General features: G+C 63.3%; 22 protein-coding genes. 11 read left to right on the forward strand and 11 right to left on the reverse strand.

Translation table 11 applies throughout. The features are described from left to right. Positions 1–76 precede the first annotated feature (76 nt). Genes NKH99_RS08975 through NKH99_RS08985 form a run of 3 tightly spaced genes read left to right on the forward strand, consistent with a single transcriptional unit; the run spans position 77 to position 1,918 of the window. Positions 77–850, forward strand: coding sequence for a taurine ABC transporter ATP-binding protein (locus tag NKH99_RS08975; RefSeq protein WP_352686551.1), 774 nt, complete (start codon positions 77–79; stop codon positions 848–850). Further along, positions 847–1,710 carry an ABC transporter permease subunit gene (locus tag NKH99_RS08980; protein ID WP_352473980.1) on the forward strand — a complete coding sequence of 288 codons (864 nt, stop codon included), beginning with the start codon at positions 847–849 and terminating at the stop codon, positions 1,708–1,710. The genes NKH99_RS08975 and NKH99_RS08980 overlap by 4 nt, the downstream gene beginning before the upstream one ends. A gap of 19 nt (positions 1,711–1,729) precedes the next feature. Then, the gene (locus NKH99_RS08985; protein WP_352473982.1) at positions 1,730–1,918 is read left to right on the forward strand and encodes a hypothetical protein; all 189 of its coding nucleotides are present in this window, start codon (positions 1,730–1,732) and stop codon (positions 1,916–1,918) included. Positions 1,919–1,962: 44 nt separating this feature from the next. Here NKH99_RS08985 and NKH99_RS08990 read toward each other — a convergent pair whose 3' ends face one another. After that, entirely contained in the window at positions 1,963–2,148 is a 186-nt protein-coding gene (locus NKH99_RS08990; protein ID WP_352473983.1) for a hypothetical protein, read from the reverse strand. A 305-nt stretch (positions 2,149–2,453) separates the two neighbouring features. On the opposite strand from NKH99_RS08990, the gene NKH99_RS08995 reads away from it, so the two are divergent. The 3 genes from NKH99_RS08995 to NKH99_RS09005 all read left to right on the forward strand — a co-directional run bounded on the left by NKH99_RS08995 (position 2,454) and on the right by NKH99_RS09005 (position 5,175). Next, a complete protein-coding gene (locus NKH99_RS08995) occupies positions 2,454–2,813 on the forward strand; it encodes a septal ring lytic transglycosylase RlpA family protein (protein ID WP_353013678.1) in 360 nt (119 codons plus the stop codon). Positions 2,814–3,067: 254 nt separating this feature from the next. Further along, on the forward strand, positions 3,068–4,345 hold the full coding sequence (locus NKH99_RS09000) for a polyhydroxyalkanoate depolymerase (RefSeq protein ID WP_352818057.1): 1,278 nt from the start codon (positions 3,068–3,070) through the stop codon (positions 4,343–4,345). 212 nt (positions 4,346–4,557) lie between these two features. Continuing rightward, complete coding sequence (locus NKH99_RS09005; protein ID WP_353013681.1) at positions 4,558–5,175, forward strand: transglutaminase-like cysteine peptidase; 618 nt, start codon at positions 4,558–4,560, stop codon at positions 5,173–5,175. 9 nt (positions 5,176–5,184) lie between these two features. On the opposite strand, the gene NKH99_RS09010 is transcribed toward NKH99_RS09005, so the two are convergent. Genes NKH99_RS09010 through NKH99_RS09025 form a run of 4 tightly spaced genes read right to left on the reverse strand, consistent with a single transcriptional unit; the run spans position 5,185 to position 7,977 of the window. Further along, positions 5,185–5,553, reverse strand: coding sequence for a helix-turn-helix domain-containing protein (locus tag NKH99_RS09010; protein ID WP_352818054.1), 369 nt, complete (start codon positions 5,551–5,553; stop codon positions 5,185–5,187). A gap of 53 nt (positions 5,554–5,606) precedes the next feature. After that, entirely contained in the window at positions 5,607–6,143 is a 537-nt protein-coding gene (locus tag NKH99_RS09015; protein WP_352818052.1) for a Smr/MutS family protein, read from the reverse strand. Further along, complete coding sequence (mltA, locus tag NKH99_RS09020; RefSeq protein WP_352686545.1) at positions 6,140–7,246, reverse strand: murein transglycosylase A; 1,107 nt, start codon at positions 7,244–7,246, stop codon at positions 6,140–6,142. The genes NKH99_RS09015 and mltA overlap by 4 nt, the downstream gene beginning before the upstream one ends. Before the next feature lie 23 nt (positions 7,247–7,269). Further along, positions 7,270–7,977 carry a Tim44/TimA family putative adaptor protein gene (locus NKH99_RS09025; RefSeq protein ID WP_352906403.1) on the reverse strand — a complete coding sequence of 236 codons (708 nt, stop codon included), beginning with the start codon at positions 7,975–7,977 and terminating at the stop codon, positions 7,270–7,272. A gap of 199 nt (positions 7,978–8,176) precedes the next feature. Between NKH99_RS09025 and NKH99_RS09030 the strand changes: the two genes are divergently transcribed. Both NKH99_RS09030 and secB read left to right on the forward strand, forming a co-directional pair. Continuing rightward, positions 8,177–8,668, forward strand: a complete 492-nt coding sequence (locus NKH99_RS09030; protein WP_352491248.1) for an FxsA family protein — start codon at positions 8,177–8,179, stop codon at positions 8,666–8,668. 113 nt (positions 8,669–8,781) lie between these two features. Further along, positions 8,782–9,285: a protein-export chaperone SecB gene (gene secB, locus NKH99_RS09035; RefSeq protein ID WP_352491249.1), complete on the forward strand. Its 504-nt coding sequence runs from the start codon at positions 8,782–8,784 to the stop codon at positions 9,283–9,285. Positions 9,286–9,539: 254 nt separating this feature from the next. Here secB and dnaQ read toward each other — a convergent pair whose 3' ends face one another. The 5 genes from dnaQ to NKH99_RS09060 form a co-directional block, all read right to left on the reverse strand. After that, positions 9,540–10,262, reverse strand: a complete 723-nt coding sequence (gene dnaQ, locus NKH99_RS09040; protein ID WP_352473994.1) for a DNA polymerase III subunit epsilon — start codon at positions 10,260–10,262, stop codon at positions 9,540–9,542. A gap of 86 nt (positions 10,263–10,348) precedes the next feature. Then, positions 10,349–10,951, reverse strand: coding sequence for a dephospho-CoA kinase (coaE, locus tag NKH99_RS09045; protein ID WP_353013687.1), 603 nt, complete (start codon positions 10,949–10,951; stop codon positions 10,349–10,351). Beyond that, positions 10,948–11,790: a shikimate dehydrogenase gene (locus NKH99_RS09050; protein ID WP_352818042.1), complete on the reverse strand. Its 843-nt coding sequence runs from the start codon at positions 11,788–11,790 to the stop codon at positions 10,948–10,950. Before NKH99_RS09050 ends, coaE begins: the two co-directional genes overlap by 4 nt. After that, positions 11,783–12,382, reverse strand: coding sequence for a Maf-like protein (locus NKH99_RS09055; protein ID WP_353013689.1), 600 nt, complete (start codon positions 12,380–12,382; stop codon positions 11,783–11,785). Before NKH99_RS09055 ends, NKH99_RS09050 begins: the two co-directional genes overlap by 8 nt. 168 nt (positions 12,383–12,550) lie before the next feature. Continuing rightward, positions 12,551–13,369: a pyruvate, water dikinase regulatory protein gene (locus NKH99_RS09060; RefSeq protein WP_254817949.1), complete on the reverse strand. Its 819-nt coding sequence runs from the start codon at positions 13,367–13,369 to the stop codon at positions 12,551–12,553. A gap of 401 nt (positions 13,370–13,770) precedes the next feature. Between NKH99_RS09060 and hemE the strand changes: the two genes are divergently transcribed. From hemE to rho, 3 genes are all read left to right on the forward strand, one after another. Then, entirely contained in the window at positions 13,771–14,799 is a 1,029-nt protein-coding gene (hemE, locus tag NKH99_RS09065; protein ID WP_352684364.1) for a uroporphyrinogen decarboxylase, read from the forward strand. A 2-nt stretch (positions 14,800–14,801) separates the two neighbouring features. Then, positions 14,802–15,347 (forward strand): protoporphyrinogen oxidase HemJ, encoded by a 546-nt coding sequence (hemJ, locus tag NKH99_RS09070; RefSeq protein WP_502898648.1) that lies wholly within the window; start codon positions 14,802–14,804, stop codon positions 15,345–15,347. A 166-nt stretch (positions 15,348–15,513) separates the two neighbouring features. After that, entirely contained in the window at positions 15,514–16,779 is a 1,266-nt protein-coding gene (gene rho / locus NKH99_RS09075; protein ID WP_023675925.1) for a transcription termination factor Rho, read from the forward strand. 50 nt (positions 16,780–16,829) lie between these two features. On the opposite strand, the gene NKH99_RS09080 is transcribed toward rho, so the two are convergent. Beyond that, positions 16,830–18,848 (reverse strand): thioredoxin domain-containing protein, encoded by a 2,019-nt coding sequence (locus NKH99_RS09080; RefSeq protein ID WP_353013692.1) that lies wholly within the window; start codon positions 18,846–18,848, stop codon positions 16,830–16,832. Positions 18,849–18,904 lie beyond the last annotated feature (56 nt).

Below are 18,904 nucleotides of genomic sequence, written 5' to 3' on the forward strand. Positions count from 1 at the left end.
CGCGTGCTCCCTGCCCCGAACCGCTTGCGAGGAGCGGCTTCGGGGCAGACAGATTCGGAATATCGGCGAGGTTCCCATGACGCATCTCGTGCTCGACAAGGTCTCGGTCCACTATGACGGTCAGCCGGCGCCGGCGGTCGAAAATGTGTCGATTGAGATCGCCAAGGATGACTTCGTTGTCCTGGTCGGCCGCTCCGGCTGCGGCAAGACCTCGTTGCTCAACGTCGCTGCGGGCCTGGTCGAGCCTGTGCGCGGACGCGCCACGATTGGCGGCCGGCCGATCACGGCGCCAGGCTCTGACCGCGCCGTCGTGTTCCAGAACGACGCGCTGTTTCCGTGGCTGACCGCGCGGGAAAATGTCGCCTTTGCGCTCAGGCTGCGCGGTGTCAGGGCCGCGGAACGGGCGCGGACTGCCGACGACCTTCTGGCGCTGGTGAAACTCGACGGCGCCGGCGACAAGCGCATCTGGGAGCTTTCCGGCGGCATGCGCCAGCGGGTCGGCCTGGCCCGGGCGCTGGCGGCCGAGCCGCAATTCCTGCTGCTCGACGAGCCGCTGGGCGCGCTCGATGCGCTGACACGCGAACGCATGCAGACAACGCTGCTCGATCTGTGGACGGCAAGCCAGGTCGGCGTGCTGATGGTCACGCACGGCATCGAGGAAGCCCTGGTGCTGGCAACCCGTATCATTGTGCTCGCTCCCGGCCCTGGCCGGGTGGTGTGGAGCTTCGAGACCGGCTTCAGCCGGCGCTATGCAGCCGGCGAGGCCATTCGCAGCATCAAGGCCGATCCCGCCTTCGCCGCAGCGCGCGGCGAGCTGACCGACGCGATCTTCGAAGGGGAGGCAGCATGACCGTTACCTCCTATACCGAGCGGCCGCAGCGCAAGGTCGACGACGGAGCCGACGCGCTGTCGGTGCCATGGTCGCGGCCGCGGCCGAGACGCAGCCGCGTTTCGGCCCGCGTGGTTAGCGCGATCACCATTCTGATGATGCTGGCGGCGTGGACGGCATCGGCCCGCCTGCAATTGGTGTCGCCGGTTTTCCTGCCGTCGCCTGTGGCAGTCTGGAACAAATTTGTCGTCGTCGCCCGTGACGGCTTTGTCGACGCAACGCTGCTCCAGCATATCGCCGCCAGCCTGTGGCGGGTGTTTGCGGCGCTGGTCGCGGCCGTTTTCGTCGGCGTTCCCATCGGGCTGGCTATCGGCATCAGCACGATCGGGCGCGGCATCTTCGATCCGCTGCTCGAATTCCTGCGGCCGATCCCGCCGCTCGCCTATCTGCCGCTGATCATTATCTGGTTCGGCATTGGCGAGCCGTCCAAGATCCTGGTGATTGCCATTGCCATGCTGGCGCCGGTTGCGCTGTCGACGGCATCGGGTGTTCGCGGCGTCTCGCAGGAGCGCATCAATGCAGCGCGCTCGCTTGGCGCCACGCAGCGCCAGGTGATCAGGCACGTCATCCTGCCCAGCGCGCTGCCCTCGATCCTGACCGGGCTGCGCATCGCGCTCGGCGCCGGCTGGTCGACGCTGGTCGCCGCCGAGCTGGTGGCCGCGACGCGCGGGCTTGGATTCATGATCCAGTCCGCTGCCCAGTTCCTCGTCACCGACGTGGTGGTGATGGGCATACTGGTAATCGCGGCCATTGCCTTCGTGCTCGAATTCATCATCCGCAGGATCGAGCGGGTTCTCGTCCCGTGGGCGGGGCGGGAGTAACCGGACCGGAGACGTGACGATGCCCCATTCCACCGCTGTACTGTTTGCGCATTTCGGCCATTGGCTCCGCCTGATCAAGGCCGGAGACAAACAGCCGCCTGAAGACGAACGCAAAACGCCGACGCCGGTGCATCTGGACGCCGAGCGCAACCGCCTGCCGCCGCGCGACGAAAGTTTCTACTGGGGCTGGCAGTACTGGTCGCGGTGAGCGGCCGCCACGGGTCCGCTGTGTGCTGCTCCGGCGGGCGCTGTTCAACCGCGCGAACGGTTTGCCCAGGCCAGACCGACCAGGCCGACCAGCGCGGTCACGATGCCGGCATAGAGCCATTGCGACTGGCCGGTCATGAAGCTGCCCTGGACCCAACCGATGCCTTGCAATGACCACAGCACGCCGATGGCGAGCACAATCAAGGCCAGCAGATTTTTGATCAATCTCATCGCTAGAACTCCCTTCCAAGTCGATCATCAGCCGCATTCCGGCCGAAATGGAACAGCTAAAAGAAGCAGCCCAATCACGCCAACTTCTACTTGGATGCTAACCTCTGATCCTGCGCAAGACATGCGGAGATCGGTGAAAAGATCATCAAGGAAGCTGTGCCGCGCTGCGGGAAATCTCTGACAAATTGTTTCGCGTCGACTCCAAACGTGTAACATTGCCATGGAACCGACAGATCATTGCCGCATTTGCTGCCTCATTCGTCCCTAACCGCTGCGGGTCTGTCAACGGAGCCAGTCCCCAACACATGAACAAAAGCAACCAGACCGCGCTTGTCGCGGCCACGATCGCGGCTGGCCTGATGGTCGGCGCATCCACTGCCAGCGCCGCCGCTCAGTGCGGCCGTGTGTCCTGGTACTCACTGCATTCCAGAACCGCTTCCGGCGAACGCATGAACCCGTCGGCGCTGACCGCCGCGCATCGCAGCCTGCCGTTCGGCACCAAGCTGAAGGTGACCAATCGCAACAATGGCCGCAGTGTCGTCGTGCGCATCAACGACCGCGGCCCGTTCATCAAGGGGCGGATGCTCGATCTGTCGAAGGGCGCCGCCAGTCAGCTTGGCTTCATCAGCTCGGGTCACACCGCTGTCTGCATGGCACGGGTCTAACGGCCGCCACGGCCGGACACCGCCTCCGACGCTCGTCCCAATAGCCGTGCTGCCTGCCTGGCCTTCGCAGGTGCACATTGAGCCGGCTGTTGCCGTTCCAGGCGGATTCTCAACGCCTTGGACGAAAGAACGAGCCTAAATCACGCAAGTTGACGTATTGCATCGCAGCAGATTGTTGCTAACTTCCCCGCAAGGCATTCAAGGCTCGGCGCTGCTCGTCGGCCCTTCGATCGCAGTCGGCAGCGGGGTTCTCGATGTTCTACCAGCTCTACGAACTGAACCACGCCGCCTTGCAGCCGGCGCGCCTCTATGCCGATGCGGTGCGCCTGTTCTACTCCAATCCGCTCAACCCGGTCTCACACACGTCCTGGGGTCGCTCGGTTGCGGCAACGGCCGAACTGTTCGAGCGCACGACGCGCCGCTACGGCAAGCCGCAATTCGGCCTGACCAAGACCGTGGTCGACTGGAAAACCGTCGAGGTCAGCGAACATACCGTCTGGTCGCGGCCGTTCTGCAACCTGGTCCGTTTCGAGCGGGCGGTTCCTGCTGGGCGCCGACCGGATCCGAAACTGTTGATCGTCGCGCCGATGTCTGGCCACTACGCGACGCTGCTGCGCGGCACGGTTGAGGCGATGCTGCCCTATGCCGACGTGCATATCACCGACTGGGTCGACGCCCGCATGGTGCCGCTGGCCGACGGCAGCTTCGATCTTGACGACTATATCGACTACATCGTCGACATGCTGCATGCGCTGGGTCCCGACACCCATGTGATGGCGGTGTGCCAGCCTTCGGTGCCGGTGCTGGCGGCGGCGGCGCTGATGGAAGCCAAGGGTGATCCGTTCGTGCCCTCGACGATGACGCTGATGGGCGGGCCGATCGACACGCGCCGCAATCCGACGGCGGTCAATCTGCTGGCGCAAGAAAAGGGCATCGACTGGTTCCGCGACAACGTCATCATGCGCGCGCCCTGGCCGGTGCCGGGCTTCGGCCGCGAGGTCTATCCTGGCTTCCTGCAGCTTTCGGGGTTCATGAGCATGAACCTCGACCGCCACATCATCGCCCACAAGGACTTTTTCATGCATCTGGTGAAGCATGACGGCGACAATGCCGAGAAGCACCGCGAGTTCTACGATGAATATCTGGCGGTGATGGATCTGACGGCGGAATTCTACCTGCAGACCGTCGACACCGTGTTTGTCCGCCAGGCCTTGCCCAAGGGCACGATGACGCATCGCGGCGTGGCGGTCGACCCTTCGGTGATCCGCAATGTCGCCCTGTTCACGGTCGAGGGCGAGAACGACGACATCTCCGGCCTCGGCCAGACCAAGGCTGCGCACGACCTGTGCATCAACATCCCGGCCGACAGGCACGCCCATTACATGCAGCCGGCGGTCGGCCATTATGGTGTGTTCAACGGCTCGCGCTTCCGCTCCGAAATCGTGCCGCGCATCGTCGACTTCATTACCAGCTACGGCCGTCAGAACCGTGTTGCGGTCAAGCCCAAGCTGGTCAGGGCCGGCAAGAAATAGGCGACCAGTGATGATGCCCGTCAATCCGCATCAGGTCGGTCAATGCCAAAATCATCGGTTGGCGGGGCCGTGCGGCCGGTCGACCTGTTGCACAATAGTCGCGTTGGCGCCACGCGGGTAACCATGCCGCAAAAATCAATCCATCCTCATAATTGACACGGACTGTAAATACCCCTTAACGTTTCGTTAACAACAAGGGACAAGCGGGGACAATGATTTCCTCACCAATGGCGAGAACGCTGCGCCTGTGTGCGCTGGCCGGACTTACTGTGGCGGCAGGTTGGGTCGGTTCGGCCTCGGCAGCCAGCCCGATGATAACAGGTGGCCCGACCTCGCAGCCGATCGGCCATTATGATTTCTGCAAGAGCTACGCGTCCGAATGTTCGATCCGCCCGAAGGATCTGTCGCCCGCCAGCCTGACCGGCTCGCTGTGGCGCAAGCTGCTCAGCGTCACGACAAGGGTCAACGCCGCCGTCAAGCCGGAGAGCGACTTCGACATCTACGGCAAGGACGAGGTCTGGGCCTATCCCGACAAGGGCGTCGGCGATTGCGAGGACTATGTCCTGGAAAAGCGCCGTGAGCTGAACCGGCTGGGCGTCTCGTTTTCCGATCTGCTGATGACCGTCGTGCGCAAGCCGGATGGCGAAGGCCACGCCGTGCTGACGGTGCGCACCGACAAGGGCGACTACATCCTCGACAATCTGACCGACCAGGTCCGTTCCTGGGACCAGACCGGCTATCGTTTCCTCAAGCGGCAGGCGATCGACAATACCGGCCGCTGGGTCTCGATCCGCGGCGGCCAGCAGGTGCTGGTCGGCTCTGTCCAGTAACAAGGCAGCTCATTTCGGTCGTGCCAGTGCGGCGCGGAGCGACGCAATGATGCGGCGAAGCTCGGCTTCGTCAAGCTTTTCGATGTTGTCGGCCAGGAGATTGGCAAGCTCGGTCGCCGCAGGGCTAAGACCCGACGTGTCGAGCTTGACGCGCGGATGCGAGGTTTCGGCCAACCGCGCCAGTTCCTCGGCCTCGTCCCAGATGATGTTGAAATAGCCGATGATCTTCTGGATCAGCGTCCAGCTCGGCGCACCGCGGCGGCCGTGTTCCAGCGCCGAGAGATAGGCTGCGCTGACGCCGATCGCCTTGGCCATGTCCTTCTGGCTGACGCCGCGCTCGTTTCGCAGCACGCGAAGCTTTTCGCCGAACGGGGTCACAAGCGCACCTTCATGGGTGCATCCTCATAGGTGCGTCCCTCATCGGCGTTTCCTCATGAGCGCGCCCGCCGCAAGCGGATATAGAGCGCACCCGAGCCGCCATGTTTGCGGGCGGCATGGTCGTGGCTGGAGACGAGGGGCCGGAAGGCGGGTGTCGACAGCCATGACGGCACGGCGCGCCGCAAGACGCCATCGCCGCCCGACGAAGAGCCCTTGCCGGTGATCACGAGGACGTAGCGGATGCCGCCGGCATGCGCCCGGTGCAGAAAGGAAAACAGCAGCGAATAGGCTTCGTCCTGCGTCAGGCCATGCAGGTCGACGCGGCCCTCGATCGGCAGCCGGCCCTTCGACAGCTTGTCCAGCGTCGGTTCGTCGAGTGCGTGGGAGACATGCTGCGCCTTCGGCTTTGCGGCCGTGGCAGCATTGCCCGCGACCTGTGCCCGCGGCGGCGCCTGCCTGGTCTCGTCGGTCTCCGGCCCGACGTGCGGAATTTCGACGGCGGTTCTGCCCTTCAGCGGTTTTGCCGTGTGCGCCACCAGGTTCCACAGCACCCGGTCGTCCTCGCTCAGCCTGTCGATGCGCCGGGTCATCGGCCTGCTCCTGAAACCAGCGGCCGGGGGATCAGCGCATAAAAATCTGCGGCGTTGCGGATAACGCCGGCGATCTCGCCGGCAGCATCGCCCGACCCGGCAAACAGATCGCCGCGGGCCGGCCCGGTGATCGCCGAGCCGGTGTCCTGCGCGATCATCAGCCGCCGGAACGGTTTTCCGTCGAAAGCGGTCAGCGACGGCGCATCGATATGGAAGGGCGTGCCGAACGTGTGCAGCAGTCGGTCGACGGCGATCGAGCGGCCGGGGGTCAGCGCCACCTTGGCGGCAGCGATCGGGCCGAGCTCTGGGTCGTCGACGCCCATCTCGCGGAAGAAGATGTAGGAGCGGTTGCGCCAAAGGATCTCGTCGACGCGTTCCGGATGCGCCTTGAACCAGGCACGGATCGACTGCATCGTCACTTTCTCCAGCGGGATCTCGCCTTCCTCGCTCAAGATCTTGCCCGGTCCGGTAAAGCGCTGGCCGGATTTGGCGGCATAGGTGATGCGGCGAAGCCTGCCGTCGGTCATCTTGAGGCGTGCCGCGCCCTGCACGTGAATGAAGAAGGCGTCGACCTTGTCGGCGAGCCAGGCGATTTCCAGCCTTTTTCCGGCAAGCGCGCCGCGTTCGATCTCGCCGCGGTCGAAATATTCGACCGGGCCGTTCGGCGCCGCACGAGCAAAGGCGAGATAAGGATCCAAGGCTGAAGGACGATTGCCGTCGTCGATGTCGACTAGGTCGGCCGGGCGCGCCAGCAACGGCACCGAAAACCGTTGCGTGCGTACCGGCGAGGCTTCGACCTCCGGCTCATAAAAGCCGGTGACCAGGCCGGGACCACCATCTTCGGCATCGATACGGGCCGGAACGAAATGGCGCTCGAAAAAGCTTCGAGCCTGCGACCGATTCGCCGGCGAAACGGTGCGCGCTTCGGCATAGGCGTCGGCAAAGCCATTGTAGTCGACGCCGAGCGCGCCGGAGCGGTAGGGTTTGCTCAGGATATGAAAGGCTGAGCGGCGAAAGGCGTCAAAGGCAGGGAGATGGTCGTCCTCACCCCAGCCCGGCAATTCGCCAAAGGATTTTTCGCTGAAGGCTCGAGAAAGCGACACGACAGCCTCCGCCGCCGTCCAGTTCAGTCTTCTTCTTCGGTGGCGACGAGCTTCCAGTTCGGATCGCGCGAGCGCGCGTCACGAGCGAAGGTCCAGACATCCTTGACCTCGGCGACGGTTTCGGGATCGCCGTCGATGACGGCGCCGGCCTTGTCGCGGGTCGCCGAAATCAGTTCGCTGACAATGCGCAGCGTGATGTGGGCCTCGCTGCCCTTCATCTCGGCCGAAACGATGTCGGCCTTGTCGATGCCGACGAAGGAGGACTGGATCTTTTCGGCTTTCGCCTCACGGTCGCCGATGGCCGCGACGAAGCCGTCATAGACCTCGCGCGACAAAAGGTTCTTCAGCGTTTTGCGGTCGCCATCGGCGTAGGCCATGACGATCATCTCGTAGGCCATATTGGCGCCGTCGACGAAGGTCTTCGGGTCGAAGGTCGGATCATTGTCCTTGATCGCCCGCAGGCCCCGGTTGAGATCGGTGTCCGGCTTGGCAAAGGCATCGATCGCCACATAGGCATCGGCCGCCGGCTCTCCCGCCAGGCGCTTGCGCGGCAGCGAGACCACGTTCTCGGGTTTCTGGGCGGCATCCTTGTCGTTTTTGCGCGCTGCCGTATATGGATCGAAGGGTGGGCGCTCGTTGCCCGTGCGTCGGCCAAGCACGTTGCGCAGCTGGAAGAAGATCACCACCGCCGCAATCAGAAAGAAAATCGTGCCGAAGTCGAAGAAGCCCATATCTTGCGCCAATCAATCCCTGCTTTGGCCGGACCAGCGGCCAAGCAAGGGCCGCGATCACATAGCGTTCAGTATCCAAAGCATATAGAACGCATGGCGCAATCATTCAAATCAAAGGCAGCCATACCTATCTAACAGCTCTGGTGCCAGCGGCGATTGCTCGCCGGCCGGCAAAACATCGAAAACGATCGGTCAAGATTTGCGTATCTCGCTGCTTCCCCTGTTCATTCTCGCGCTTCCGCTGCTGGAGATAGCCGGTTTCGTTATTGTCGGCCGCCAGGTCGGCGCGCTGGCGACAGTCGGCTTGGTGATGGCCTCGAGTGTCGCCGGCGCCCTGCTGCTGCGGCACCAGGGTTTTGGCGTCATGGCCAGGGTCCGTGCCGAAATGGATGCCGGGCGTGATCCGAGCGGCCAGCTTGCGCATGGCGCCATGATCGTGCTGGCAGCGATCCTTTTGATCATCCCCGGCTTCATCTCGGATATTTTCGGCCTTCTGCTGTTCCTGCCGCCGGTGCGCGATCTTGCCTGGCGGATGCTGAAAGGCCGCATCGTGCTGGCAACCGATTTCAGCAGTGGTTTGCGGGCAAGGCAACGCGGCAAGACCATCGATCTCGACGACGGCGACTATTCGCGGGCCGACGACCATACGCGCGGACCGGGTTCTCCCTGGCGCCGCCTCAAGGACGAGTAGCTGCAAGGCAACCGGTGTCTTTTGCAAACTTGTCTTGTCGGGCCGGCCATGATAGCGAACGCCCGAATTTCAATCCGGTCAGCAACGCTGCCCAGGCAAAAGGACCACAGCTTATGGCCAGCAACGACGACGCGCCGACCGGCGCAGCCAACGGTAATGGAAATGCGGCGCAGCCTTCGCTCAACGTGCTTGCGCAATATGTGAAGGACCTGTCCTTCGAAAGCCCCGGCGCACCGAACTCGTTGCGCGGCCGCGACAAGGCTCCGGGCATCGCCATCAATGTCAACGTCAACGCCAACCCGCTTTCGGACAAGCAGTTCGACGTCAATTTGACGCTGAACGCAAAAGCGTCGTTCGACCAGGAAGTGCTGTTCAACGTCGAGCTGGTCTATGGCGGCGTCTTCTCCATCAGCGGCTTCCCGCAGGAGCACATGCTGCCGATCCTGTTCATCGAATGCCCGCGGCTGCTGTTCCCGTTCGCCCGGCAGATCATCGCCGAGGCAACACGCAACGGCGGCTTCCCGCCGCTGATGCTAGACCCGATCGATTTCGCGCAGATGTTCCAGCAGAAGCTGACCGAGGACCAGGCTGCCGCCGCCAAGGTCAAGGTGAGCTGAGGCTGGTTGGCTCGCAGCGTTTGAAAAACCCGGCGCGAAGCCGGGTTTTTTGTTTGAGACGCCGGCGGGGCAGTACCCCCCTCTGGCCTGCCGGCCATCTCCCCCTCAAGGGGGGGAGATCGGACTTCACGTCAGCCTTCGCCAATCCTTCATCGCCGCAGGAATGAGCGAGACGCTGGGTCTGCCAATCTCCCCCCTGAGGGGGAGATGTCCGGCAGGACAGAGGGGGGCGCGAAGGATCACTCCGGTCAAAATCACTGTGCCGCGGAACTCGCTTCCGGGGGGACGCGCAGCCACAGCGCTTTTTCGCCGAGGCTGCCAACCATGCCTGCGTGTGCTGCGCGCTCGGCATCGGTCAGGCGCGACGGCAAGGCGATCGGCCGCACACCGATCGAAATATCGATGTCGTCGACATTCTGCCTGCCGCCCGCCGGAGTCAGGATGCTGTCGAGGATAAGGCTTGCCTGCTTGCCGCCGATGAGCTCGATATAGACCTCGGCCAGCAATTCCGAATCGAGCAGCGCGCCGTGCTTGGTGCGGCGGCCGTTGTCGATGCCGTAGCGGCGGCAGAGCGCGTCGAGCGAATTGGGGCCCATCGGATGCTTGCGGCGCGCCAGCGCCAGCGTGTCGACGATCCGTCCCGGATCGATGGCCGGATGGCCAAGCCGGCCGAATTCGAGATTGAGGAAGCCGATGTCGAAGCCGGCATTGTGCGCGACCAGTTTGGCGCCGTCGATGAAGGCCAGAAACTCCTCGGCGATCTCCATGAAAGTCGGCTTGCCCTGAAGATCGGCGGCGCTGATGCCGTGCACGGCCTGCGCCTCGTGATGGATCTGGCGGCCTTGCGGGTTGATGTATTTGTGGAAGGTTCGGCCGGTCGGGAAGCGGTTGACCAGCTCGACGCCGCCAAGCTCGATGACGCGGTCCTCGCGCGTGTCGAGGCCGGTGGTTTCCGTATCGAAGATGATCTCACGCATCGAATCAGTCCACTGGTGCCGGCATCATTCTAACCGAATCACACCAGGAACAAAATGGCAACAAATAATGTGGGTCTGCAAGCCTCTTAACCAGGCCTGGCTGCCTTATCCACGACTAGTTCGGCGATGATGGCCTTGACGGCCGCGCGAGTGGCGTCAAAGCCCTGACCGGTGTTGATGACAAAGTCGGCGCGCCGGCGCTTTTCGGTGTCGGGAACCTGCCTGGCCAGGATCGACGCCAGTTTCTCCTCGTTCATGCCCGGCCGCGCCAGCACGCGGGCGCGCTGGACTTCGGGCGGCGCGGTGACGACCACGACCTTGTCGACGCGGTTGCGGCCGCCGGTCTCGAACAGCAGCGGTATATCGAGCACGGCAAGCGGCGCGCCGGCGGCACGATGTTCAGCCAGGAAGGCATCGGCGTCGGCACGGACCAGCGGATGGATGATCGCTTCCAGCCGTTTCAGCGCGGCGGCGTCGCCGAGCACCCGCTCCGCCAGTGCCGCGCGGTCGACCGCACCGGATCGGGTGGTGCCGGGAAAGGCCGCCTCGACCAAGGGCGCGGCCTTGCCGGCATAAAGGCGATGCACAGCCTCGTCGGAATCATGGACCGGCACGCCGGCCTCGGCGAACATCTTGGCCGCGGTCGATTTGCCCATGCCGATCGATCCGGTGAGGCCGAGCACGATCATTTTATCGCGCCGATATCGGCAATAATTATTTGCCGCAGTTCGGCGGTGACTTCTGGCCTGATGCCGAACCACCGCTCGAAGCCGGGCACCGCCTGGTGCAGCAGCATGCCGAGCCCATCGACGGTTCTCAGGCCGCGCGCTTTGGCAGTAGCAAGCAGCGGCGTCTCCAGCGGCACGTAGACGATGTCGGTGACGATGGCGCGGTCCGGCAGTCTGCCTGGATCCGCGGACAGGCCTTCATTGCCATGCATGCCGAGCGCTGTCGTGTTGACCAGCAGGCCGGCATCTTCGAGCAATTCGCCGGTCGCCGCGAGGTTGTGGGCGGAAACGCCAGCACCGAAGCGGTCGCGCAGCTCCTGCGCCCTCGCAAGCGTCCGGTTGACGATGCGGATGTCGCTGACGCCGCGCTGCTTCAGCGCATGGATGACCGCGCGAGCGGCGCCGCCGGCACCGAGCACCACGGCGGGGCCGTTGGCCGCCCAGCCCGGTGCATATTCGTCCAGATTGGCGGCAAAGCCATGGGCATCGGTGTTGCCACCGCACAATTCGCCATTCTCGAACCACAGCGTATTGACCGCACCGATCTGTTCGGCGTCGGCGTCGCGTCGCGCCGCCAGTGCGAAGGCGGCTTCCTTGTGCGGGATGGTGACGTTGCCGCCGCGATAGCCTTGTGCCTGCAGCGCCTGCAGGAATTCGGCAAAGGCCTCCGGTGCAACGTCGATGGCCTCGTAGACGCCGTCGATGCCGTATTTCGCCAGCCAGTGGCCGTGGATCTTCGGAGACCTGGAATGCGCGATCGGGTGGCCGGTGACGAAGGCTTTTTTTGGGGCCTCAGCCATCGATCGCCCTGAACTCACGCAGCTTGGCCAGCACCGGCAAAAGTGGCAAGCCGACAATAGTAAAATAGTCGCCTTCGATTTTTTCGAACAGCTGGATGCCTTCGCCTTCGATCTGGTAAGCGCCGACGCTGGACAACGCCTTGGCGCCGACGCGCGCCAGATGGCGGCCGATGAAGGCCGGATCGAGCTTGCGCATGGTCAGGCTGGCGATGCCGACATGCCGCCACAGAACCTGGCCGTCACGGCCGAGCACGACGGCGCTGTTGAGATGATGCGTCTTGCCCGACAGCGCCAGCAGATGACGGCGCGCTCCTTCCATGTCGGCCGGCTTGTGGAACAGCTCGTCGCCGAGCGACAGCGTCTGGTCGCAGCCGAGCACCAGGGCGCCGGGCTTGCGCTCACTGACGTCGGTGGCCTTGGCTTCGGCGAGCACCAGGGCGACGTCCTCCGGCGACACGCCAGTGTTCTGCAGCGGCGCCTCGAGCGCGCGCTCATCGACAGAAGCCGGAACCGCTTCGACAGTGACGCCGGCATTGACGAGCAGCGCTTTGCGGAACGGGCTGCCCGAGGCAAGGATGATTTTTTCGGCCATTTTTTTCGCCCGTTTGCTGGCGTCACTAGGGTGCGTCGAGATTCAGGTCAGGCCGCGCCGAAAATGGTGGCTTCCGAGAACCGGAGCGGAGCGTACATTTCGTACGTGAGCACCGGAAGCGCAGGAAACCGCCGTTTGCAGGCCGGCATCACCTGAATATCACACGCCCTAGCGCGTCTTGCCGCGCAGGGCAACGATGGCCGCCGCCGTCTCCTCGATCGAACGGCGGCTGACGTCGATCATCGGCCAGCCGTGCCGCGTGCATATCTGGCGGGCATAGGCGAGCTCTTCGGCGATCGCGGCGCGGTCGACATAGTCGGTCGGTTCGTAGGCGCTGGTGCCGAGAATGCGGTTCTGCCGGACCTGCGAGATCCGTTCGGCGGTGGCGACCAGGCCGACGATCAGCGGCCTCGTGGCATTGACCAGGCTTTCGGGCACCGGAACGCCGAGCACGATCGGGATGTTGGCGGTCTTGATGCCGCGATTGGCGAGATAGATGCTGGTCGGCGTCTTCGAGGTGCGGGAGATGCCGACGAGCACGATGTCGGCATCATCCATATTGGCCGGCAGCTGGCCATCGTCATGCTCCATGGTGAAGTTGAGCGCGTCGATGCGGCGGAAATATTCGGCGTCCAGCACATGCTGGGCACCGACGCGGCGGCCGGCCGGCGTGCCGAGATAGGACTGGAACACCGTCAGCACCGGTTCCAGCACCGAGACGCAAGGCAGGCCCATGGCCGCGCAGCGTTCGTCGATGCCGCGGGCAAGCTTCTGGTCGACCACCGTATAGAGGATGATGCCCGGCTCCTCCTCGATATCCTCGAACACCTTCGTCACCTGCTTTTCGGTGCGGATGAGCGGGTAGATATGTTCGATGGCGCGCGCGTCCTTGTATTGCGCGGAAGCCGCGCGGCCGGCGGCCAGCAGCGTTTCGCCGGTGGCGTCGGAAATCAGGTGAAGGTGAAAGAAGCTCTGCGGTTTGTTCACAGGATACATTCCAGGCTGTGGGCCGATGTGGATAAGCCGGGCGGGAAACTCGGCCACCGCAAAGCGACTGTATCAGATGGCGGTTTGTCCACAATTCGATGTGCTGTCGGCTTCTCCGGGCGGTTGGGGACAAGTCCGGGGACGGAGCTTTTTGCCTTCGCTTCATCCACAGGGGCAATTTCCCTGGCCTGGCGGCAACGCATTGACTCCAGTCGTAAATTCCCGACTTTCCACAAAGTCCTGCAATCCCGTTGGAGAAGCGCGCGACAATATGCTGGCTGGTCTTTTCGAGGGCAAAGCGGGACAGGAGACAACCACCACAACCAACAGACTCTTAGAATCATAAGATTCCTAAAAATAGAATATTTAATTATAGGGAAGCCTGGAAAGGCGAGCGCTCAATGCCTCAAGACCGGATCGTGCTGGACGTGTTGAGAGGCAAGGCGGCGTTTCCGCCGCCGCTCTGGATGATGCGCCAGGCCGGCCGCTATCTGCCGGAATACCGGGAGACGAGGAGACGGGCCGGATCCTTCCTCGATCTTTGCTACGACCCGGATCTCGCCGTCGAAGTGACGCTGCAGCCGATCGAACGCTTCGGCTTCGATGCATCGATCCTGTTTTCCGATATTCTTGTCGTGCCGCATGCGCTCGGCCGCGACGTGCGCTTCGAGGAAGGACGCGGCCCGCTGCTGACGCCGATCACGGCTGCGGAAATTGCGGCTCTCGACGGCGAAACGTTTCACGTGAATCTCGAGCCGGTCTACGAGACGGTGCGGCGGTTGCGCGCCAGACTGCCTGATGAAACGACGCTGATCGGCTTCTGCGGTGCGCCGTGGACGGTGGCGACCTACATGATTGCCGGCCACGGTACGCCCGACCAGGCGCCGGCCAGGCTGTTCGCCTATCGCGAGCCGACGGCGTTTCTTAGGCTACTGAAGGTGCTGGCCGATCATTCGGCTGCCTATCTGATCCGCCAGATCGAGGCCGGCGCCGACGTGGTGCAGATCTTCGATTCGTGGTCAGGCGTGCTCGACGAAGCGTCTTTCGAATTGTTCTGCGTCGAGCCGGTGGCCTCGATCGTCCGGCAAGTGAAGGCTGCCCATCCCAATGTTCCGATCATCGGCTTTCCCAAGGGCGCGGGAGATCACTATCGAAGCTATCGCCAGAAGACCGGCGTGACCGGGCTGGGCCTCGACTGGACCGTGCCATTGTCGAGCGCGAAGGAATTGCAGCGTGACGGAGCCGTGCAGGGCAATCTCGATCCGCTGCGGCTTGTAGCCGGCGACAAGGCGCTTGACGACGGCGTGGGGGCGATCCTGAAGGCGCTGGGCGACGGGCCGCTGATCTTCAATCTCGGCCACGGCATCACGCCCGAGACGCCGCTCGCTCATGTCGAGCGGATGGTCAAGCTGGTGCGGAGCGCATCGTGACGATGATGGGCGCGGACAATGCGAACGGCACCAACACCGGTAAGGGCGCGATGCGCCGCGCGGCAATCGCGATCGCCATCTTCCTGGTGCTGGCCGGGCTGCTGTTTTTCTTCGGGCCCGATGATTTCTATCCTTGGGCGAAGGCGATCCATGTGATTGCCGTCATCTCCTGGATGGCTGGCATGCTCTATCTGCCGCGCTTGCTGGTCTATCATGCCGATGCCGAAAAAGGCTCCGTCCAGTCGGAGACTTTCAAGGTGATGGAGCGCCGCCTGCTGCGCGGCATCATCAATCCGGCAATGGTGATCACCTGGGCATTCGGCCTGTGGCTCGCCTGGAAAGGCTTTGGTTTTCAAGGCGGCTGGCTGCATGCCAAGATCGCTGCGGTGGTGGGCCTGTCGGCCGTGCATGGCTATCTCGCCGGCGCCGTCCGCAAATTTGCCGAAGACCGCAATGAAAAATCGGCAAGGCACTGGCGGATCGTCAATGAGATCCCTACATTGCTGATGATCGTCATCGTCGTCCTGGTAATCGTGAAACCGTTCTGACGTCTTCGGTTGCCCGCAAAAGGCGGCTTGCTCTTTCAACCGACCGACGATAAAAGACGGGTCTTCCTTCCCGTCATGCGCCGCCCATTTGTCGCTTCGGCCGCGCCCGGCATTTGTCGCATCCCGCCGATATTTTTCCCAAAGCTTACTCAGAGTCCGTCTAATGATGCAAGAAATGAAGCTCACAGAGTTCAAGAACAAGAAACCGCCAGAGCTGATCGCTTATGCGGAATCGCTCGAAGTCGAGAATGCCAGCGTCATGCGCAAGCAGGAGCTGATGTTCGCGATCCTGAAGAGGCTGGCGACCCAGGATATCGAGATCATCGGCGACGGCGTCGTCGAAGTGCTGCAGGACGGCTTTGGCTTCCTGCGCTCCGCCAATGCCAACTATCTGCCGGGTCCCGACGACATCTATATTTCACCGTCGCAGATCCGGCGGTTCTCGCTGAAGACCGGCGATACGGTCGAAGGGCCGATCCGCAGCCCGAAAGAGGGCGAGCGCTATTTCGCGCTGCTCAAGGTCAACACGATCAATTTCGACGACCCGGAAAAAATCCGCCACAAGATCCATTTCGACAATCTGACGCCGCTTTATCCGACCTCGCGGCTGAAGATGGAGATGGAGGTTCCGACCTCGAAGGACATTTCGGCGCGCGTCATCGACCTGGTGGCGCCGCTCGGCAAGGGCCAGCGCGCCCTGATCGTGGCGCAGCCGCGCACCGGCAAGACGGTGCTGCTGCAGAACATCGCCCATTCGATCACCACCAACCATCCGGAATGCTATTTGATCGTGCTTCTGATCGACGAGCGGCCGGAGGAAGTCACCGACATGCAGCGCTCGGTGAAGGGCGAGGTGGTGTCCTCGACCTTCGACGAGCCGGCGGTGCGCCACGTCCAGGTTGCCGAAATGGTCATCGAGAAGGCCAAGCGCCTGGTCGAGCACGGCCGTGACGTCGTCATCCTGCTGGATTCGATCACCCGCCTCGGCCGCGCCTACAACACCGTCGTGCCGTCATCCGGCAAGGTGCTGACCGGTGGTGTCGACGCCAACGCGCTGCAGCGGCCGAAGCGCTTCTTCGGTGCTGCCCGCAACATCGAGGAAGGCGGCTCGCTGACCATCATCGCCACGGCGTTGATCGATACCGGCAGCCGCATGGACGAGGTCATCTTCGAAGAGTTCAAGGGCACCGGCAATTCGGAAATCGTGCTCGACCGCAAGGTGGCGGACAAGCGCATCTATCCGGCCATGGACATCCTCAAATCCGGCACCCGCAAGGAGGACCTGCTGGTTCCGCGCCAGGACCTGCAGAAGATCTTCGTGCTGCGCCGCATCCTGGCGCCGATGGGAACGACCGACGCCATCGAGTTCCTGATCGACAAGCTCAAGCAGACCAAGACCAACGCGGATTTCTTCGATTCGATGAATACGTAAAGGGGGCAAAGGCGCTGTCCCGCCGGCGTTCCGGTTCTGTGCACCTCGACCTATCGACGGCTTAACTGCCGCTCGAGTTCCTCAGCGTCGGTTATCACCGGCAGGCAGACCTGCCCCGTGCAGAGCCAGGCGCCGGGCTCGGCCGTTGGCGGCAGGACGCCGCCTGGCAAGGCCGGCAGATTTGTCACCGAGCCAACAGGCACGACGATGTCCACCCGGCGCGGGTCTGGATTTCGATTCGCAACCGGAACAAGCCTTGGAGTCTCCGGTCTATCCACGATCACCAGCTTCAGCGGTTCAAGCGCCAAGGCGCAGGCATTGACTATACCCGCCTGGCCATAGCCCTGGTGCTCCGCCCGCCCGCCCGCGTGCTCTGCGACTGTCCAGGCTTTGTCCCAGAGATCGACATCGCCCGAAAGCGACGACAATCGGACCAGAGCCTCGATGATCTGGCCGGTAGCGGAAGGAATGGCTTCGTCGACATCGCCGCGGATGCGGATCGGCACATCCGCGCTGTCGGACGCGGTCAGATAATAGCCGGTCTTGTCGCTGTCCCGGTGCCAAAGATCGAGTTGCTCAATGAAGTTCCCGGCGTGATCGATGTAGCCGGGATTGCCGGTCGCCTCGAACAGTGAGATGGCGGCGTTGGCCATGGCGGCATAGTCGCTCGACAGAGCCGGAAACAGCTTCTTTGCGCCGAGCATCGAATGCGGCAGGCGGCCGTCACGTCCGGCAGCCGCAATCGCGGCAAAGGCCGTTGCCGCCGCTTCGATCCAGTCGGATCGGCCAAGCGACCGTCCGGCCTCGGCAAGGGCTGCGATCATCAAGCCGTTCCAGTCGGTCAGGGCCTTGCCGTCACGCCCGGGCCGCACGCGCTGTTCCCTCGCTGCCAGCAGCCTTTGCTTGAGCGGAACCAGAAGGTCACGATCGATGACGCTCTGCGCCTGTTGAGCATCAGTCTGGCAAATGATCGGCTTGCCTTCCCAACCATGCGGGTCGGCAAGCGTGAAGTATTTGAAAAACAATGCTGAATCGTCGCCAAGGGCTGCTTCTAGCTCATCCCTGCTCCAGGTGTAGAACAACCCCTCCTCGCCCTCGCTATCGGCATCAAGGCTGGCGGCGAAGGCATCGCCCTCGACTCGCATTTCGCGCAACAGCCAGGCAATGGTCTCTTCGATTCGCAGCCGGAACAATTCCTCGCCGGTTGACGCATAGGCCCAATTGCACAAGCGGATGAGCTGGGCATTGTCGTAGAGCATTTTTTCGAAATGCGGGACCAGCCATTCGGCGTCGGTCGAGTAGCGGCTGAGTCCGCCGCCAATATGGTCATAGATGCCGCCGGCCAGCATCTTTTCGAGGCTGAGGAGAACGGCGTCGCGGTGGGATGCGGTGCCGTCGCGCAGCCAGGACAGCCAGAGGCTCTGCATGAACGGCGCGTTGGGGAATTTCGGCGCGCCGCGCAGACCGCCCAAATCGCGGTCGATCATGCCGTCAATGCCATTGGCGAGGTTCGCCAGCATGCCGCGGTCGAGCACGGCCTTGCCATGGCTGCCCGCCAGCCGCGTCTCGACATGCGTGGTCAGGCCGTCGGCACTCTGGTTAACGCTTTCTTTCTTCTCCCGCCAAGCCTTGTCAACCGCCTCCAGCACCTGGACGAAACCCGGCCGGCCGTAGCGGGCTTCGCGCGGAAAGTAAGTGCCGCCCCAGAACGGCTTGCCCTCCGGCGTCAGGAACATGGTCAGCGGCCAGCCGCCCTGCTCGCCCATCGAGGACAGCGCCGCCATGTAGATCTGGTCGATGTCGGGGCGCTCCTCGCGGTCGACCTTGATATTGACGAAGAGACGGTTCATGACGGCGGCGACGTCGTCGTTCTCGAAGCTCTCATGCGCCATGACGTGGCACCAATGGCACGCGGCGTAGCCGACAGAGAGCAGGATCGGACGCTGCAGCACCTTTGCTTCGGCCAGAGCGGCGGGCGACCATGGCCGCCAGTGCACGGGATTGCCGCTGTGCTGCTGCAGATAGGGGCTGGCCTCTTCGGCAAGCAGGTTTTGTGCAGGCAATGTCACGGCACTACTCGATGCGGATTGAACAGGCATAGCTAGGGCGCTTCGGCAGAGCGGGC

Origin of the sequence: Mesorhizobium sp. M0854 (genome assembly GCF_040319815.1) — a bacterium.
GTDB lineage: Bacteria > Pseudomonadota > Alphaproteobacteria > Rhizobiales > Rhizobiaceae > Mesorhizobium.

Bases quoted from the DNA above. Each gene is read 5' to 3' on its own strand.
- NKH99_RS09055 (WP_353013689.1), bottom strand. From the start codon at position 12,382: ATGGCCGAAAAAATCATCCTTGCCTCGGGCAGCCCGTTCCGCAAAGCG.
- NKH99_RS08980 (WP_352473980.1), top strand. From the start codon at position 847: ATGACCGTTACCTCCTATACCGAGCGGCCGCAGCGCAAGGTCGACGAC.
- NKH99_RS09015 (WP_352818052.1), bottom strand. From the start codon at position 6,143: ATGACCCGGCGCATCGACAGGCTGAGCGAGGACGACCGGGTGCTGTGG.
- secB (WP_352491249.1), top strand. From the start codon at position 8,782: ATGGCCAGCAACGACGACGCGCCGACCGGCGCAGCCAACGGTAATGGA.
- NKH99_RS08985 (WP_352473982.1), top strand. From the start codon at position 1,730: ATGCCCCATTCCACCGCTGTACTGTTTGCGCATTTCGGCCATTGGCTC.
- NKH99_RS08975 (WP_352686551.1), top strand. From the start codon at position 77: ATGACGCATCTCGTGCTCGACAAGGTCTCGGTCCACTATGACGGTCAG.
- NKH99_RS09000 (WP_352818057.1), top strand. From the start codon at position 3,068: ATGTTCTACCAGCTCTACGAACTGAACCACGCCGCCTTGCAGCCGGCG.
- dnaQ (WP_352473994.1), bottom strand. From the start codon at position 10,262: ATGCGTGAGATCATCTTCGATACGGAAACCACCGGCCTCGACACGCGC.
- NKH99_RS08990 (WP_352473983.1), bottom strand. From the start codon at position 2,148: ATGAGATTGATCAAAAATCTGCTGGCCTTGATTGTGCTCGCCATCGGC.
- coaE (WP_353013687.1), bottom strand. From the start codon at position 10,951: ATGATCGTGCTCGGCCTCACCGGATCGATCGGCATGGGCAAATCGACC.
- NKH99_RS09005 (WP_353013681.1), top strand. From the start codon at position 4,558: ATGATTTCCTCACCAATGGCGAGAACGCTGCGCCTGTGTGCGCTGGCC.
- NKH99_RS09050 (WP_352818042.1), bottom strand. From the start codon at position 11,790: ATGGCTGAGGCCCCAAAAAAAGCCTTCGTCACCGGCCACCCGATCGCG.
- NKH99_RS09025 (WP_352906403.1), bottom strand. From the start codon at position 7,977: ATGGGCTTCTTCGACTTCGGCACGATTTTCTTTCTGATTGCGGCGGTG.
- rho (WP_023675925.1), top strand. From the start codon at position 15,514: ATGCAAGAAATGAAGCTCACAGAGTTCAAGAACAAGAAACCGCCAGAG.
- NKH99_RS08995 (WP_353013678.1), top strand. From the start codon at position 2,454: ATGAACAAAAGCAACCAGACCGCGCTTGTCGCGGCCACGATCGCGGCT.
- hemJ (WP_502898648.1), top strand. From the start codon at position 14,802: ATGATGGGCGCGGACAATGCGAACGGCACCAACACCGGTAAGGGCGCG.
- hemE (WP_352684364.1), top strand. From the start codon at position 13,771: ATGCCTCAAGACCGGATCGTGCTGGACGTGTTGAGAGGCAAGGCGGCG.